8 protein-coding genes are annotated in these 16,131 nt (G+C 65.8%); 4 read left to right on the top strand and 4 right to left on the bottom strand.

What is annotated here, in order from left to right; translation table 11 throughout:
- Positions 1-69: 69 nt before the first annotated feature.
- The gene (locus ACCQ03_RS03555; protein ID WP_209225774.1) at positions 70-1,557 is read right to left on the bottom strand and encodes a SulP family inorganic anion transporter; all 1,488 of its coding nucleotides are present in this window, start codon (positions 1,555-1,557) and stop codon (positions 70-72) included.
- A gap of 211 nt (positions 1,558-1,768) precedes the next feature.
- Between ACCQ03_RS03555 and ACCQ03_RS03550 the strand changes: the two genes are divergently transcribed.
- Together ACCQ03_RS03550 and ACCQ03_RS03545 are read left to right on the top strand one after the other, a co-directional pair.
- Entirely contained in the window at positions 1,769-3,223 is a 1,455-nt protein-coding gene (locus ACCQ03_RS03550; RefSeq protein WP_209234571.1) for a cellulase family glycosylhydrolase, read from the top strand.
- 267 nt (positions 3,224-3,490) lie between these two features.
- Complete coding sequence (locus ACCQ03_RS03545; RefSeq protein WP_209225794.1) at positions 3,491-5,677, top strand: methyl-accepting chemotaxis protein; 2,187 nt, start codon at positions 3,491-3,493, stop codon at positions 5,675-5,677.
- A 626-nt stretch (positions 5,678-6,303) separates the two neighbouring features.
- Here the strand turns inward: ACCQ03_RS03545 and ACCQ03_RS03540 are convergent.
- Positions 6,304-8,994, bottom strand: a complete 2,691-nt coding sequence (locus tag ACCQ03_RS03540) for a PAS domain S-box protein (protein ID WP_335338815.1) — start codon at positions 8,992-8,994, stop codon at positions 6,304-6,306.
- Between the two features lie 138 nt (positions 8,995-9,132).
- On the opposite strand from ACCQ03_RS03540, the gene ACCQ03_RS03535 reads away from it, so the two are divergent.
- On the top strand, positions 9,133-12,012 hold the full coding sequence (locus ACCQ03_RS03535) for a M16 family metallopeptidase (RefSeq protein WP_209225776.1): 2,880 nt from the start codon (positions 9,133-9,135) through the stop codon (positions 12,010-12,012).
- Between the two features lie 568 nt (positions 12,013-12,580).
- Positions 12,581-13,510, top strand: coding sequence for a GAF domain-containing protein (locus ACCQ03_RS03530; RefSeq protein ID WP_209225779.1), 930 nt, complete (start codon positions 12,581-12,583; stop codon positions 13,508-13,510).
- A gap of 345 nt (positions 13,511-13,855) precedes the next feature.
- Here the strand turns inward: ACCQ03_RS03530 and ACCQ03_RS03525 are convergent, their stop codons facing one another.
- Complete coding sequence (locus ACCQ03_RS03525) at positions 13,856-14,761, bottom strand: hypothetical protein (protein WP_209225796.1); 906 nt, start codon at positions 14,759-14,761, stop codon at positions 13,856-13,858.
- Positions 14,762-15,378: 617 nt separating this feature from the next.
- Entirely contained in the window at positions 15,379-16,131 is a 753-nt protein-coding gene (locus tag ACCQ03_RS03520; RefSeq protein ID WP_057678779.1) for a DNA-formamidopyrimidine glycosylase family protein, read from the bottom strand.

Genomic DNA, 16,131 nt, shown 5'->3' with positions numbered 1-16,131 from the left:
CGCCACCGCGCTCAGCGCACGCACAGCCCGGCATGACGCCCCGCATGCGTGCCAGGCGCATTCCGCCGCCTAGGGCAGCGACGATTCCAGCGCGTCTTCGCCCAGGGCATGCCGCTGCATCAGGCGTCGGCTGCCGGCATTCAAGCCTTTCACCTGCACCTCCAGACCATGATGGCGCAAACGCTGCACCACCTTGTCCAGTGCCGCCACCGCGGTGATGTCCCAGAAGTGCGCGCGGCCGACATCGATCACCACTGCGCGGCCGGGCACCTCGCGTGCGTCGAAGGCGTCGATGAACACATCGGCCGAGGCAAAGAACACCTGCCCGCGCACGCTGTAGGTGCGCACCCCGTCCGCGCCATCGACATGCGCGATCTGCAGCAGCCCGGCCACCTTGAAGGTGAAGAACACCCCGCTCAGCAGCACGCCAACCGCCACACCTGCCGCTAGGTTGTGCGTAAACAACGTGACCGCCACGGTGGCCAGCATCACCCCGCTGGAGGTGCGCGGGTGGGTCACCACGGTGCGCAGCGAGCGCCAGTCGAAGGTCTCCGCCGACACCATCACCATGATCGCCACCAACGCCACCACCGGCACCTGCGACACCCACGGCTTGAGCAGCACCATCAGCACCAGCAGGAACACGCCGGCGAACAACGTGGACAGCCGGCCACGGCCGCCGTATTTCACGTTGCCCACGGTTTGCCCGATCATGCCGCAGCCGGCAATGCCGCCGAACAGGCTGGCCGCTGCATTGGCGATGCCCAGCCCGGTGCATTCGCGGTTCTTGTTGCTGGGCGTATCGGTGAGTTCATCGACCACGCGCGCGGTCATCATCGACTCGAGCAGGCCCACCATGGCAATGGCCAGCGCCGGCAGCGCGATGATGCGCAGCGTCTCCAGCGTCAACGGCACCGCCGGCCATTGCAGGAACGGTAGCGCGTTGGGCAGCTTGCCCAGATCGGCCACCGTCTTGAGCGGCAGATGCAGCGCAGTGCCGGCCACGCTGAGCAGCAGGATGCACAGCAGGGGCGATGGAATTGCCGACAGCCCCGGCAGACGCAGACGCGGCAGGCCGTAGATGATGGCAAGACCTGCGCCCAGCATGACCCAGGTGGTCAGGTTGGCGCCGAGCAGATGCGGCATTTGCGCCGCGAAGATGAGCACGGCCAGCGCGTTGACGAAACCGGTGCGCACCGAACTGCTGACAAACCGCATCAGCACGCCCAGCCGCAACAACCCGAACAGGATCTGCACCAGGCCAGCGAGCAAGCCGGCGGCCAGCAGATATGGCAGCCCGTGCGCGGCCACCAGCGGTGCAGCCACCAGCGCCACCGAGCCGGCCGCAGCAGAAATCATTGCCGGCCGCCCCCCGCAAAACGCAATCACGATGCCGATCACGAAGGATGCGAACAGGCCCACCTGCGGATCCACCCCGGCGACGAAGGCGAACGCAATCACTTCGGGAATCAGCGCAAATGTGGCGACCGCACCGGCCATGAGTTCGCGCGCGGGGGAGGCGCGCCATTGCGCCATTTCGGCACGCAACAAAGACATTGAGAGACACTCCGGGGGACAAAGAGGACAGCCTGCAGACAGCACGCAGCATCGATAGTGTGCGGGAAAGCGACCTCGCCCGCAGCTTGCGTGTGATCGGTACGCCGCTGCGCTCTTCTGTGGCAGCGGTCACGCCACACGACGCAGCCGAAGACCAAAATGCCCCCTCACCGCGCCCGGCCGTCGGGCTCGGTCATCCAGGGAGACCACCATGTCCATCTTCAGGGCTGCAAGTACGCTCGCATTGGCCACGATGTTAGCGCTCACCGCCGCACCGGCTTTCAGCTATTCGGTCAGCAACAACAAGATCGTCGACGACAACGGCAACGTGGTTCAGCTCAAGGGCGTCAACGTGTTCGGCTTCGAGACCGGCAACCATGTCATGCACGGCCTGTGGGCACGCAACTGGAAGGAGATGATCAACCAGATGCAGGGCCTGGGCTTCAACGCGGTGCGCTTGCCGTTTTGCCCGGCCACGCTGCGTAGCGGCCAGATGCCCAGCAGCATCGATTACAGCCGCAACGCCGATCTGCAGGGTCTGACCTCGCTGCAGATCCTCGACAAGGTGATCAACGAATTCAACGCACGCGGCATGTATGTGCTGCTGGATCACCACACGCCCGATTGCGCGGCGATTTCCGAGCTGTGGTACACCAGCGCGTATTCCGAAGCGCAATGGCTGGACGACCTGCGCTTTGTCGCCAACCGCTACAAGAACGTGCCGAGCGTGATCGGCGTGGATCTGAAGAACGAGCCGCACGGCGCCGCCACCTGGGGCACCGGCAACGCCGCCACCGACTGGAACAAGGCCGCCGAGCGCGGTTCTGCCGCTGTGCTTGCGGTGGCGCCGAAGTGGATCATTGCGGTGGAAGGCATCACCGACAACCCGGTGTGTTCGACCAATGGCGGCATCTTCTGGGGTGGCAGCCTGCAGCCGCTGGCCTGCACCCCATTGAACATTCCGGCCAACCGCCTGTTGCTGGCACCGCATGTGTACGGCCCGGACGTGTTCGTGCAGTCGTACTTCAACGACAGCAACTTCCCCAACAACATGCCCGCGATCTGGGACCGCCATTTCGGCCAGTTTGCCGGTAATCACGCGCTGCTGCTGGGCGAATTCGGCGGCAAGTACGGCGAAGGCGATGCGCGCGACAAGGTCTGGCAGGACGCGCTGGTGAAGTACCTGCGCAGCAAGGGCATCAACGAAGGCTTCTATTGGTCGTGGAACCCCAATAGCGGCGATACCGGCGGCATCCTGCGCGACGACTGGATCAGCGTGCGCGAAGACAAGATGACCTTGTTGCGGACGTTGTGGGGAACGGCCAGCAACAGCACACCGACGCCCACGCCGACCCCCACTCCCACTCCCACTCCCACTCCCACTCCCACTCCCACACCAACGCCGACGCCAAGCGCGGGCTTCAGTACCAAGGTGATCCGGGACAGCACCTGGAACGGTGGCTACTGCAACCGCGTGCAGGTCACCAATACCGGCACCGTCAGCGGCAACTGGTCGATCTCGCTGACAGTGACCGGCACCGTCAACAACGCCTGGAACGTCACCTGGTCACAGAGCGGCACCACCCTCCAGGCCAGCGGCGTGGACTTCAACCGCACGCTGGCGCCCGGTGCAACGGCCGAGTTCGGCTTCTGCGCTGCAGGTTGATGCAAGGCGGCGGGCACGCAGTGCGTGTCCGCCGCCGCATCGGCGGACCGTTGCGAACGCCTGCGTCGCAGCGCGCGGGCCAGAGAAACGCTATCGATAACGTCTTGTCGCGGCCGGTGCGCTCCGACATTGCATTGGCACGTTGTTGCATCGCCTGAGCGGACGCTGCCGCAGTTAGCATTCAACCTGCATGTGAATCAGCCGCTATCCATGATGTAGCGCCGTGCGCGCGTTCTGGATGTCGTTGTCATGCCTGTCGTTTCCCTCCTGCGTCGTTCTGTTGCCAATCTCCCGCTCACCCGAAAGTTCGTCCTGTTGTGCACGCTATTGACAGTGGGCGTGATCCTGCTGGCGATGGCCGCCGCGCGTCTGCAATATCTGGATCTGGTGGAGGCGCGCAAGCTCAGCGTCAAGACCGAAGTGGAGATGGGCCTGACGGTGATGCAGCACTATGCCGACAAGGTCAAAGCCGGCGAGCTGAGCCTTGAGCAGGCCAAGGAAGCCGCACGCACCACGCTGGCCGACATGCGCACCAACGACGGGGTGGATTACTTCTTCATCGTCGACCCGCAGATGCGCATCCTGATGCATCCCAAGCGCCCGGTCGGCACCGACATGACCGACTACAAGAGCGATGCCGGTCAATACGTGTATCGCGACATCAAGACCGCCATCGATAGCGGCGACGGCTTCAGCTATTACGATGCGCCCAAGCCGGGCAAGAAGGAACAGCTGCCGAAGATCAGCTATGCCAAGACCTTTCCGGCCTGGAACTGGGTGCTGGTGATGGGCGTCTATGCCGAAGATATTCAGGTGCAGGCCTGGGGTTTCACGCGCACCCTGACCTTGATCGGTGGCGCCCTGGTGGCGCTGGTGATCGGCCTGTGCTGGCTGATCGCCTCGGCCATGGCTGCGCCGCTGCGCGCCGCCTCGCGCACTGCCGAAGCCATCGCCTCGGGCCGCTTCGACAACGACATCCGCGTGGAATCGCGCGATGAAACCGGCCAGCTGATGCACAGCATGCAGCAGATGCAGACCCAGCTGCAGCGTTTCAACGGCGAGATGCAGACCATGATCCGGCTGCAGCAGGGCGAGAACATCGCGCACCGCATTCCGGAAGATTTTCCCGGCGACTACGGCACGCTGGCGCACGGCGTCAACACGGTGGTGTTCGAACACCTGGACGCCATCAACGAAGCGATGGACGTGATGAGCGACTACGGCCGTGGCGATCTGCGCCGCGACATGCGTCGCCTGCCCGGCCAGCGCGCTGCCCTGCATCAGGCGCTGGACACGGTGAAAGAGAATCTGTCTGCGATCAACAGCGACATCGCGCGCCTGGCCGATGCAGCTGCGCGCGGCGATTTCTCCGCACGTGGCGATCAATCGCATTATCAGTTCGCCTTTGCGGAAATGGTGCAGGCCTTGAACCGCTTGATGCAGCAGGCCGATGCCGGCCTGGACGATGTGGGCCGCATCATGGCCGCGATCGCCGATGGCGATCTGTCGCAGCGCGTGGAGTCGCACTACGAGGGCGCGTTCGGTCGCCTGGCCGATGCCGCCAACCGCACTGCGATCCAACTCACCAGCATCGTGCAGGGCATCCAGCATTCGGCCGAGATGATCAATACCGCTGCCGGCGAGATCGCCAGCGGCAACGCCGACCTGTCCACGCGCACCGAGAACCAGGCTGCGAACCTGGAAGAAACCGCCGCCTCGATGGAAGAACTGACGTCCACCGTGCGCCAGAATGCCGACAACGCGCGCCAGGCCAATCAGCTGGTCAAGCGCACCGGCGACGTCGCCGAAAGCGGCGGGCGCGTGGTACAGGACGTGGTCATCACCATGCAGGCGATCACCCAGGCCTCGGCGCGCATTTCCGACATCATCGGAGTGATCGACGGCATCGCGTTCCAGACCAACATCCTGGCACTGAACGCAGCGGTGGAAGCTGCACGTGCCGGCGAACAGGGCCGCGGCTTTGCGGTGGTGGCGACGGAAGTGCGTGCACTGGCGCAGCGTTCGGCCGGTGCAGCCAAGGAAATCAAACAGTTGATTTCCGACTCGGTGGAAAAGGTGGAACAGGGCTCGGGCCTGGTGCAACAGGCCGGCAGCACCATGACCGAGGTGGTCAGCTCGGTGAAGCGCGTGACCGACATCATGGCCGAGATCACCGCCGCCAGCACCGAACAGAGCGCCGGTATCGAGCAGGTCAGCACCACCGTGATGCAGCTGGATGAAATGACCCAACAGAACGCAGCACTGGTGGAAGAAGCCACGGCAGCCGCACGCAGCCTGGAAGACCAGGCCGCGGACCTGGCACGCGCGGTGGCGGTGTTCCGACTGACATCCGATGCCGGCCAGCCTCAGGCAAGCAGCGCAGCGAACGTGCTTGCCGCGACGAAGCCGGTGGCCAGCCAGCAAGCTGCGCACGACCACAGGCTGCGGGCGTGAGCGATATCGCCTGCCATGCACACGAGCGCTCGCTCCTGTGCGGCAGGCGATGTCGGTGGCATCTGCAGCGATGATGGAGATTGAAGTTTCCGGATCGGGACACGCCACCGCCATCTGCCATGCGTCCGCGCCTGGGTCCGCCGCAATCGCGGGCCGAACCCGCCATCGCCAGCCTGCGCGACGCGTGGGTGTATTGCTGTAAAGCGACTGAACCGTGTACCTGAGCACCAACAGCGGCGTACGACGTGCCATGGTCGGTTTCGGCGCGCTCTCTCGCGCATTCTCCAGGCAGGGACGCGTATCGGTGCCTTTTTGCAATGCGGACACGGCGTTTTCCGGGCGAGACTGTGCCGCGCGATCGCCCAGTGGCGTGGGCAATCTGTGTGCTCTGCGTCGTCCAACTGCCTGACGACTGCCCGCAACCTTTGGTTACCACGCTGATCCTACGCCCGCTGTCACGCAATCAGGCACTGGCTGTGTGCTGTGCGGCTTGCGGCTTGCGGCTTGCGGCTTGCGGCTTGCGGCTTGCGATGTGCGATGTGCGATGTGCGATTGCACCTAACAGCAGCAGTAAGCAGCCTCCGCCAGTGCGCATGCGCTGTCCTGCACCCTCAGCCCAACCACGCCTAAGAGCGAGGCGCTTGCCCCTCTGGCTGCCGCGCGCGCTTGGCTGCATACATCGCCTCGTCGGCGGCATGCATCAAGCTGGACGCCTCGGCCTGTGCGCCGTGTTGCCAGGCCACACCGATGCTGGGCTGGATCGGCAGATGCTCATCGCCGAACGTGGCGCCTTGCGCGGCAAGCGTGCGGATACGCTCTGCCACCGCAGCACATTCGGCCTGCGCATCTTCCAACCCGTCCAGCAACACGACGAATTCATCGCCGGCCAGACGCGCCACCAGATAGCGCTCGCCCGCCGCGCGTTGCAGGCAGCTGCCGAACGCCACCAGCACCGCGTCGCCGGCACGGTGACCGTAGACATCGTTGATGCGCTTGAAGCCGTCCAGATCCAGGAACATCACCGCCACCGCGCGTTGCTGCTGTTGCGCCTGCGCAACCGCCACCTGCAACGCTTCGGACCATGCGTGCCGGTTCGGCAGGCCGGTCAAGGCATCGCGGGTGGCGCGCTCGTGCATCAGGCGGTGCAGGGTCTTGTGCGCAGTGACATCGTGCGCCATCAGGAAAAAGCCCTGCGTGGGCGTGGCAGTCTGCGTTTCGGGCACCAGGGTGACTTCCACGTCGCGCGGCGTGCTGCCGCCGCCCAGGAGATGTTCGAAACTTGCGCGCTGCCCGGCCACCGCCTGTGCCAGCGCAGCGCGCGCTGCAGTGCTGAGGTCTTCGCCCAGTACCTGGGTAATGTGGCGACCGACCAGGCTGGCAGGCTCCACGCCCAGCCAGTGGCGATGCGCTTCATTGGCGAACAGGTAGCGCTGCTCGGCATCGAACTGGGCAACCAGGGTGGGCGTGGCGTCGCTGATGGCCCGCAGCCGCGCTTCGCTTTCGGCCAGGCGTTCGGCGGCGACATGGCGCTCGGTCACGTCCTGGATCTGCGAAACAAAATGCACCGGCGCACCGCTGCTATCGCGCACCAGCGACACCGACAGCTGCGCCCAGATCACCGCGCCCTGCTGGCTGATGTAACGCTTGGCCAGGCTGTAGCTGTCGCGTTTGCCGTCGATCAGGTCCTGGACCAATTGCAGGTCCATCTCCAGATCGTCGGGATGTGTAATCTGCTGGAAGGTGGTGCGCAGCAATTGCTCGCGCGCATAGCCCAGGATGCCGCACAGCGCCGGATTGACGTCACGCCACTCACCTTCCAGCGACACGATGGCCATGCCTTGGGGCGCGGTTTCGAATGCACCGGTGAAACGTTCGGCGGCCAGCTGCGCGGCCGCTTGCGCCTGCAATTCGGCAGTGACATCGATGGCCATTGCCAGATACCCGGCCAGACCCTGCTGCGCATCGTGGATCACGTTGAAGCACAGGCGCACGCGACGCAGATCGCCGTCCTTGCGTACCAGCGTCCAGAGTTCTTCGGCCAGCACATTGCCAGCCGCCGCGGCAGCCAGCTTCAGATACGAGGGGGGCGACAACGCCAGCGTCGCCATGTGCCGCTCCAGTTCGGCCGGCAGGTGGAACTGCGCCGGGCAGGTGCCCAGCACCTCGTCGGCACGGTAACCGAGCAGGCGCTCGGCGCCGGGATTGAAGAGTTTCAGACGGCCCTGCGGGTCGAATGCCATGATGGCCACGTCCTGCGAGGCGTCCACCAGTGCCTGCAGGCGCGCGCGTTCGCCGGCCAGTGCGGCCGAAGCGTCCTTGAGCTGGGTGATGTCGTGCATCACGCACACCGCGCCCAATGCTGTGCCCTTGTCGCCGATGACCGGATCCGCATTGCAGAGCACGCTGCGCGGCGGCTGGTTGGTGGCGCGAATCAGCAGTTCGGCATTGCGTACGTGTTCGCCACGCCAGGCGCGTAGCAGCGGGATTTCCTCGGTGGGCAGCAGGCTGTTGCCATCGGCGGTGTACAGATCGAAGTGCAGCGCCCATTGCGCCGGTGGCAGCACGCGCGGGTCGGTGCCATGCCATTGCCGGGCGGCGTGATTGAACTCGCGCAGCAAGCCGTCGGTGCCGCAGGCCACCACGCCGTCGGGCATGGCTTCCAGCAACATGCTCAAGGTCTGCCGCTGCGCCTGCGCGTCCAGCCGGTCGCGGCGTGCTTCCAACTGGTTGACGGCCTGGCGTGCCAGGCGGATCAGGGCCTGCTTCTGGCTGTCGTCGAGCACGCGCGGCTGGGTGCTGAGCGTGCACAAGGTGCCGTAGGCGTAGCCTTCGCGCCCGATCAACGGTACCCCGGCATACGAGCGCACGCCGGGGGCAGCAATCACCAACGGGTTGTTGACGAAGCGCGGGTCGGCTTCGGCATCGGGCACTTCCATCAACTCGGTGCCCATGATCGCGTGGGCGCAAAACGAGGCGCTGCGTGGTGTGCCTTCCAGATCGGTGCCGCAACGCGCCTTGAACCACTGGCGATCGGCGTCCAGCAGCGACACCAGCGCCATCGTGGCGCCGGTGACGTGCGTCGCCAGCCAGGCGATATCGTCGAATTCGGCCTCGGACTCGGTGTCCAGCACGCGCAGCCGGCGCACCGCGTCCACGCGCAAGGCGTCGTCGACGGGAATCGGCACGGGCGGCAACAGGTCGGTCATGGGGTGATCGGCAGGCGGCGTCTGGTCAAGATAGGTCGACCCAGGTAACGGCGAGGCGACGGGCAACTTGAGGCTGGCGCTTGCGTTCGCCTGGCCGTCGCGCCGTGGCAATGCGCTGGCGAGCCCCGCGCTGGCGCCTGCCCGGCACTGAACGCGGCCAGACGCCAGGCCAGTTCCCTGCCCATCCGCATTTGCGGCGCCGGCAAGCAGCCACTACCCTCGGCCGATTGCCCTGTCCTGGAGTGTCACATGCTGCGTCCGCTGTCCCTGTTGATCGCCGGTGTGCTTGGCGTCGCTGCCGGTTCCGTTGCCCCCGCCGTCGCGGCCGCCCCGGCCAGCCTGTCCAAGAGCGCGGCCAGCAGCGCCATTCCCGACATCGCCTATACCCGCTTCACCCTGCCCAACGGCCTGACCGTGGTGGTGCACGAAGACCACAAGGCGCCGGTGGTGGCGGTGAGCATCTGGTACCACATCGGCTCCGGCGACGAGCCGGCCGGCAAGACCGGCTTTGCGCACCTGTTCGAGCACCTGATGTTCTCCGGCTCGGAGAACAACAAGGGCAGCTTCTTCGCGCCGCTGGAAAAGGTCGGCACCACCGACATGAACGGCACCACCTGGTTCGACCGCACCAACTATTTCGAGACCGTGCCGACCACCGCGCTGGATACCGCGCTGTGGCTGGAATCGGACCGCATGGGCCACCTGCTCGGCGCGATCGGCCAGCAGGAACTCGATACCCAGCGCGGCGTGGTGCAGAACGAAAAGCGCCAGGGCGAGAACCGCCCGTATGGCCGTGTGGACCAGAACATCCTGTCCAACCTGTTCCCGGCCAACCACCCCTACCAGCACGACACCATCGGCTCGATGGAAGATCTGGACGCGGCCTCGCTGGCGGACGTCAAACAGTGGTTCAACGACAATTACGGCGCCGCCAACACCACCCTGGTGCTGGCCGGCGACATCACCGTGGCGCAGGCGCGCGCCAAGGCCTTGCAGTACTTCGGCGATATCCCGTCCGGCAAGCCGGTGGCACGCCAGCAGCCGTGGGTGACCCCGCTGGCAACACAAAAGCGCGGCGTGCAGCACGACCATGTCTCGCAGCCGCGCATCTACCGCACCTGGGTTGCACCGCAGCTGGGCACCGACGACCTCATCCAGCTGGATCTGGCCACCACCGTGCTCGGCGGCGGCAAGACCTCGCGGCTGTACCAGCGCCTGGTCTACCAGGACAACCTGGTGGACGACGTCTCCGCCTCGGTGCAGCCGTTCGCGCTGTCCAGCCAGATGCAGATCCAGGCCGACGTGAAGGACGGCGTGGACCCGGCCAAGGTCGAGGCGATCATCGACGAAGAACTCAAGAAGTTCATCGCCCAGGGCCCCACCGCCGACGAACTGCAGCGCGCGCAGGTGGTCTACCGCGCCGGCTTCGTGCGCGGGCTGGAAAAGGTCGGCGGCTTCACCGGCAAGGCGGTGATCCTGGCCGAGGGCCAGGTCTATCGCGGCGACCTGGGCGCCTACAAGAAGGATCTGCAGCGTGCCCAGGCCGCCACCGCCGACAGCGTCAAGCGGGCCTCGGCCACATGGTTCGGCAAGGGCGATTACCTGCTCACCGTGCTGCCGGCCGGCAAGGACTTCGACCCGGCCGCCGAAGACAAGGCGGTGGTGGCACGTGGCGAAGAACCCGGCAAGCCGGCGCCCAAGCTGCCGGCCGCGGGCGCGTTCAAGGTCACCGCCTCCACGCTGGACCGCAGCAAGGGCGTGCCGCAGACCGATCGATTCCCGGACCTGAGCTTTCCGACGCTGCAGCGCGGCAAGTTGAAGAACGGCATCGAGGTGATCCTGGCCGAGCGCCACACCATCCCGGTCACCCAGGTGGAGTTGCTGTTCGACGCCGGCTACGCCGCCGACCAGGGCCACAAGCTCGGCACCGCCAGCTTCAGTGCCGCGCTGATGAACGAAAGCACCACCGCGCTGGACTCGGTGGAAGTGGCGCAGCGCCGCCAGCGCCTGGGTGCGATCACGGCGGTCGGCTGCGATCTGGACAGCTGCAGCGCCTCGCTGGACGCGCTCAACGACCAGCTGCAGCCCTCGCTGCAGTTGTTCTCCGATATCGTGCGCAATCCAGCCTTCAAGGCTGCCGACATCGAACGCGTCCGCGGCCAGTGGCTGTCCGGCATCGCGCAGGAAAAGACCCAGCCCAACAGCCTGGCGCTGCGGGCGCTGCCGCCGTTGCTGTTCGGCAACCAGCACCCGTACGGCATCCCGCTCACCGGTAGCGGGACCGAGGCGGCGATCAAGAGCCTCAACGCGCAGGATCTGCAGAATTTCCACAGCCAGTGGCTACGTCCGGACAACCTGCGCATCCTGGTGGCCGGCGACACCACGCTGGCGCAGATCATTCCCCAGCTCGATGCCACCTTCGGCGACTGGAAGGTCCCGACCACGGCGTTGCCGAAGAAGAACCTGGCCAACGTCGCCGCCCAGCCCAAGCCGCGCGTGTACCTGATCAACCGCCAGGATGCGCCGCAATCGGTGATCCTGGCCGGCTTGCTGGCTCCGTCCACCAAGGCGCCGGACAACCTGGCCATTGGTGTGGCCAACGGCGCCTTCGGCGGCACCTTCACCTCGCGCCTGAACATGAACCTGCGCGAAAACAAGCGCTGGGCCTACGGCGCCGGCACCCGCATGATGGATGCGCAGGGCCAGCGGCCCTACCTGTTCTCGGCACCGGTGCAGACCGACAAGACCGCCGAATCGGCCAACGAGATCTTCAAGGAAGCCACCGCCATCATCGGCGACAAGCCGCTGACCACCGACGAGATCGAGAAGATCAAGAACCAGCGCATCCGCGCCCTGCCCGGCAGCTTCGAAACCACCGGCGCGGTGCTCGGGGCGATCGAGGGCATCGTGCAGTTCGACCGCCCCGACGACTACGTGCAGACGCTCAAGCCGCGCCTGGAAGCGATCGACCAGCCGGCCGCGCAGAAGGCCATCAAGGAAATCATCAAGCCGGAGGCGATGACCTGGGTGATCGTCGGCGACCTGAAGAAGATCGAAGCTCCCGTGCGTGCGCTCAAGCTGGGTGACGTGCAGGTGCTGGACGTGGACGGCAAGCCGGTCAAGCGCTGATCGCACCTGCCACACCGGCTGCGCTGCTGCACGCAGCGTTGCCGGTGCGGGCAGGGGTCATGTTTGATGCAGCGTGTGGTGGTTCGGCGCGTCAGTCGCTGCCCGAATGCTCGTCGCCACCGCAGTATTCCCCCGCGTGGCTGCGGCGCTACAGCAGCAACGCACATGCACCTGCTGCCCTGTGATCGCTGCCTGCAGGCGTGCTCGACAGCAGCAAGGACACAGCAGGGCGTGCTTCGTGCGCGTCGTGTTGAAACAGCGATGACCCTGGCGCGCAACTGCCGGGTGGACACCGCCGGCACCATGCAATGTGTGGTGCAGATGGTCCAGGCGCATTCGCCAGCGTGCGTTACACGCAGCGCATGTCCAACACCTCGCCTGTCGTTCGCCATCGTGGCCCTGCCCGATCCCCTGCCTGATCGCCTCGCAAACACGACCCATGCGGTCGCTGCCAGCACGCGGCGCTGGCGTCTCACCTCGCGCTGTCCGCAGGGCGGCATCCACGCCGCATTACCGGCGCTGCCGGTATGCTTGCCGCTTTCGCGTTCGCGCTTGCCTGGCTTATTCGATGAAAGACATGCCCGTAGCTGACGAAGCCTCTCGCCAACAGGTCCTGGATGGCTATCGCATCGTCGACAGCCTGCCGGAGGACACTTATCAAGACGTCGTGCAGGTTGCCACGTCCCTGTGCGACACACCCATCGCGCTGATGTCGCTGGTGGACCGCGACCGCCAATGGTTCAAGGCGCAGCTGGGTCTGGGCCTGCAGCAGACCGAACGGAGCCAGGCAGTGTGCGACCACGCCATCCGCAGCCCCGAGCAACTGATGGAAGTGCCGGACCTGCGCAAGGACACGCGATTTGCCGATATTTCGGTGGTCACCGGCGACACCGGTGCGCGGTTCTATGCCGGCATGCCGCTGGTCACCTCCGACGGCGTGGCACTGGGCACGGTCTGCGTGCTCGACACCGAGCCACGCACGCTCACCGAGCTGCAGCGCACCGGCCTGCAGGCGCTTGCACGGGTGGCCATGCGGCTGCTCGACGAGCGCAAGCGCGAGCTGCAACTCGAACGCGACGCCATCCTGCAGCCGGTCGCCCCGGTCGCCAGCCAGGCCGTCGCCGACACCGGCTATCACCTGGTGATTCTGGAAGTACAGGAATTGGCCGCACTGGCCGAACGCCAGAGCGAACGTTTGCTCGGGCGCAACCTGCAGCAGCTCGACCAGGCCCTTGCAGCACTGGTGCAGGGGCCAGGCAACAGCATCGACCGTGTCACCGACAGTGCGGAATTCATCGCCGTGCTGCGCGGCCCCGACGCCGAGCGCACCTTGCAAAGCCTGCGCGAGATCGCCCAGCAACAACATGCGTTGGGCCTGACCGTCTTGTTGGGCCAGGCGCAATCCACACGCCCTGACGAGCCGATCGGCCAGGTATTTCTGCGCGCCGAAGTCGCGCTGAGCGCAGAGAAGGACCGTTACCGGCAGAGCCTGGCCTGAGGCCTGCGAATCGATCTGCTGCTTCGCAGACGTACCCTCACCCGAATCCCTCTCCGCTAGAAGAGGGGTCTTGAAGCGAAGCGCCCGCGGTCAGCTGTTCCGCGGTGGATTCATCCTCGCCGCTTGGTTTGAACTGCAAGGCAAGGCGGAAACGATGTAAGCCCCCTTCCAAACGCACCGCTTGCAGGTCACTGGCGTGCGTGCCTTGGAGCGCCCGTGCTGCAGGCGCGGGCCGGGGCGTGGAACGGGGGTTGGGGTAAGGGTACGGCGGTACCGAGTCGCCGAATCTCGCGATGACACTGCCGCATCCCCAGCTGCGTCTGCACCACAGCACAAATGCACCCTTCACCCCAGCGCGCACTGCTTCAACTGGCGATCGGCGTACCACAGCGCGCGGCGGGCCAGGTCGTAGGCGCTGTCGGCCTGACGCGGCAGCATCTGTGCGGCCATCACCGGATCGGCGCCGTTGTTCAAGGCGTGCTCGGCACGTTCCAGATCCGACAGGTGCGTGCGTACCGGCGACAACAGCGATGTGCGCCTGGAGGCGTCGCAACGCGCACTGCGCTGTTCCAGCGCCGCCAGTGCCTCGCGGATGCGACGGCTGGCTTCCCCCTTGAGGTCGGGCAGCGTTTCATGCGCAATCGGCGCTGACTTATAGGCATCGCCCGTCGCCTCGCTGCCCATCTCGCCCTGATTGCCGGCGAGCGCGGGATTGAAGCGCACGTCCGGCGGCGGACGCGCCTTGGCGACCTGGGTCTGCGGCCCGTTGAGCATGTCGTTGAACTTCTTCATGCCGCGATTCATTTCCTGCACCGCCACATCGCCCAAGGTGCCATCGCTCTTCCAGTCCTTGGCGACGCGGGTTTCCTGGTACTGCACCGGGTTGACCCGCTCCATGATCTTGCGCGCCTTGGCCTGCGCGCGTTCGTCGGCCATCCCCGGTGGCACCGCGCTGCCGGTCTGCGCCATCGGGTCCACCTGCGCCATGCGCAGGCGCCCGTCGCGGGTATACAGCTGGGCCGACATCGAATCGCTGACAGGCGCAGTGGCGGCGGCTGACTGCCGCGGCGGTGGCGGCGTGTGCGTGACCGGCGGCGCCGCACGCGCGGCCGAGGCAACCCGCGGCTTGCGCTCGGGCTCCTGCGGCGGTTGCTGCGGTGTCGGCGGCGTCTGTTGTGGCCGCGGCACGAAATACACCTGCAACGTGTCGTCGTGTTGCGGGGTTTCGCGTGGCGGCGGCATGTACAGCAACAGGCAGGCAAGAAAGAACAGGATGGCGCCCGTGCATGCGACAGCGGCGACATGCGGGACAAGCGCTTCCTTCCTGCGGGTAATCACAATGCGGTAGACCGATGAGATGAGAGTGCCGACGCCGCACACAGCGAACCCTGGTGTGCGACGCGCAAATCTAGCGGGCGGCGCGACGGCGCGCGTTTGTAATTCGTTGTTTGGCTGGGAAGGGCCAGCCGCCATTCACATTGCGCCGCAGGTGGGCGCGAGCGAATTGCCAGTGCGCCACGGGCCGAATAGAGGGCGCGCCGGTGAGCGGATTCGACAACAGCCTCCGAGAACATGGCGGGCAACTCGTTTGGCCATGCGATGGGCAGGCCAAGCGCCAGCACCGCGAAAACGGCCTACCCCGCGCGCGATCCGAGACCGCCATGCACATCCTCGAACGCTGATGCACCGTCACGCCAGCACGCTCGCCGACGACGCATCGCCATCCGATCACTGGCAGGCCAACGACAGGATCACATAGCTCGGCGCGCACGGACCGCTGCTTGGTGACCGCAATCCATCAGACCGCAGTCCATCAGCAGGCACTCGCCGATCTGACCAGCGCTTTCCTGGCCACGGCACGGCGCCCATCAGGCCTGGTCGGCGCGGTACAGGCGCTGGCAGACCTCGCAGAAAAACGCGCGACGTCCGGCCTTGCCCAGGTGCTTGCGGTACTGCAGCGGTGCGCCGTCGCGCGGGCAACTGGTCTTGGTGTGCACCTGATAATGCTTCTTCAGCACGAAGGCTTTTTTCCAGGTGTAGAAGTCGAAACTGTAGTCGCGTGCCTGGGTGACCAGTTCGCCGAGCTTGCGCGCCGGCAACGCGCCCACTGTGCTTTCCGGATGCACGCGGATGCGATGCAGCACTTCGTTCTTGATGATGTTGCCCACGCCGGCAAAGATGGTCTGGTCGAGCAGTGCATCGGCCACCAGCAATGCCGGGGCGGCGCGTAATTTGCGGCGCGCCTGCGCGGGGTCCCAGAGCGGGTTCATCACGTCCGCCGTCCAGTCGTAGATCTCGTCCAGCGGACGCTCGATGAACTGCACCGAGCAGGCATAAAAGTTCAGCCGCTGGCCTTTGGAAAATTCCAGGCACAAGCGCGGCACCGCGTTGGGCTTGTCTTCGTTGATGCGGTAGCTGCCGAACAGCAGGAAATGGATGCGCACGCTGAAATGCGCAAATTCGATCAAAAAGTGCTTGCCCCAGCTGCGCAGTGCCAGCACGTTTTGCTGGTCCAGCCGCGCGATGTCCTGCTTGCTGTTGCCGGACACGCGCACGATCTTGCGACCGACAAACGCTTGGGTGTCTTCGCGCAGGATGACAAGTGAGGGACCTTCTGGCAT

Origin of the sequence: Xanthomonas sp. NCPPB 3569, from assembly GCF_041475645.2 — a bacterium.
GTDB classification, from domain to species: domain Bacteria; phylum Pseudomonadota; class Gammaproteobacteria; order Xanthomonadales; family Xanthomonadaceae; genus Xanthomonas; species Xanthomonas phaseoli.
This window is presented reverse-complemented; position numbering and strand designations above follow the sequence as displayed.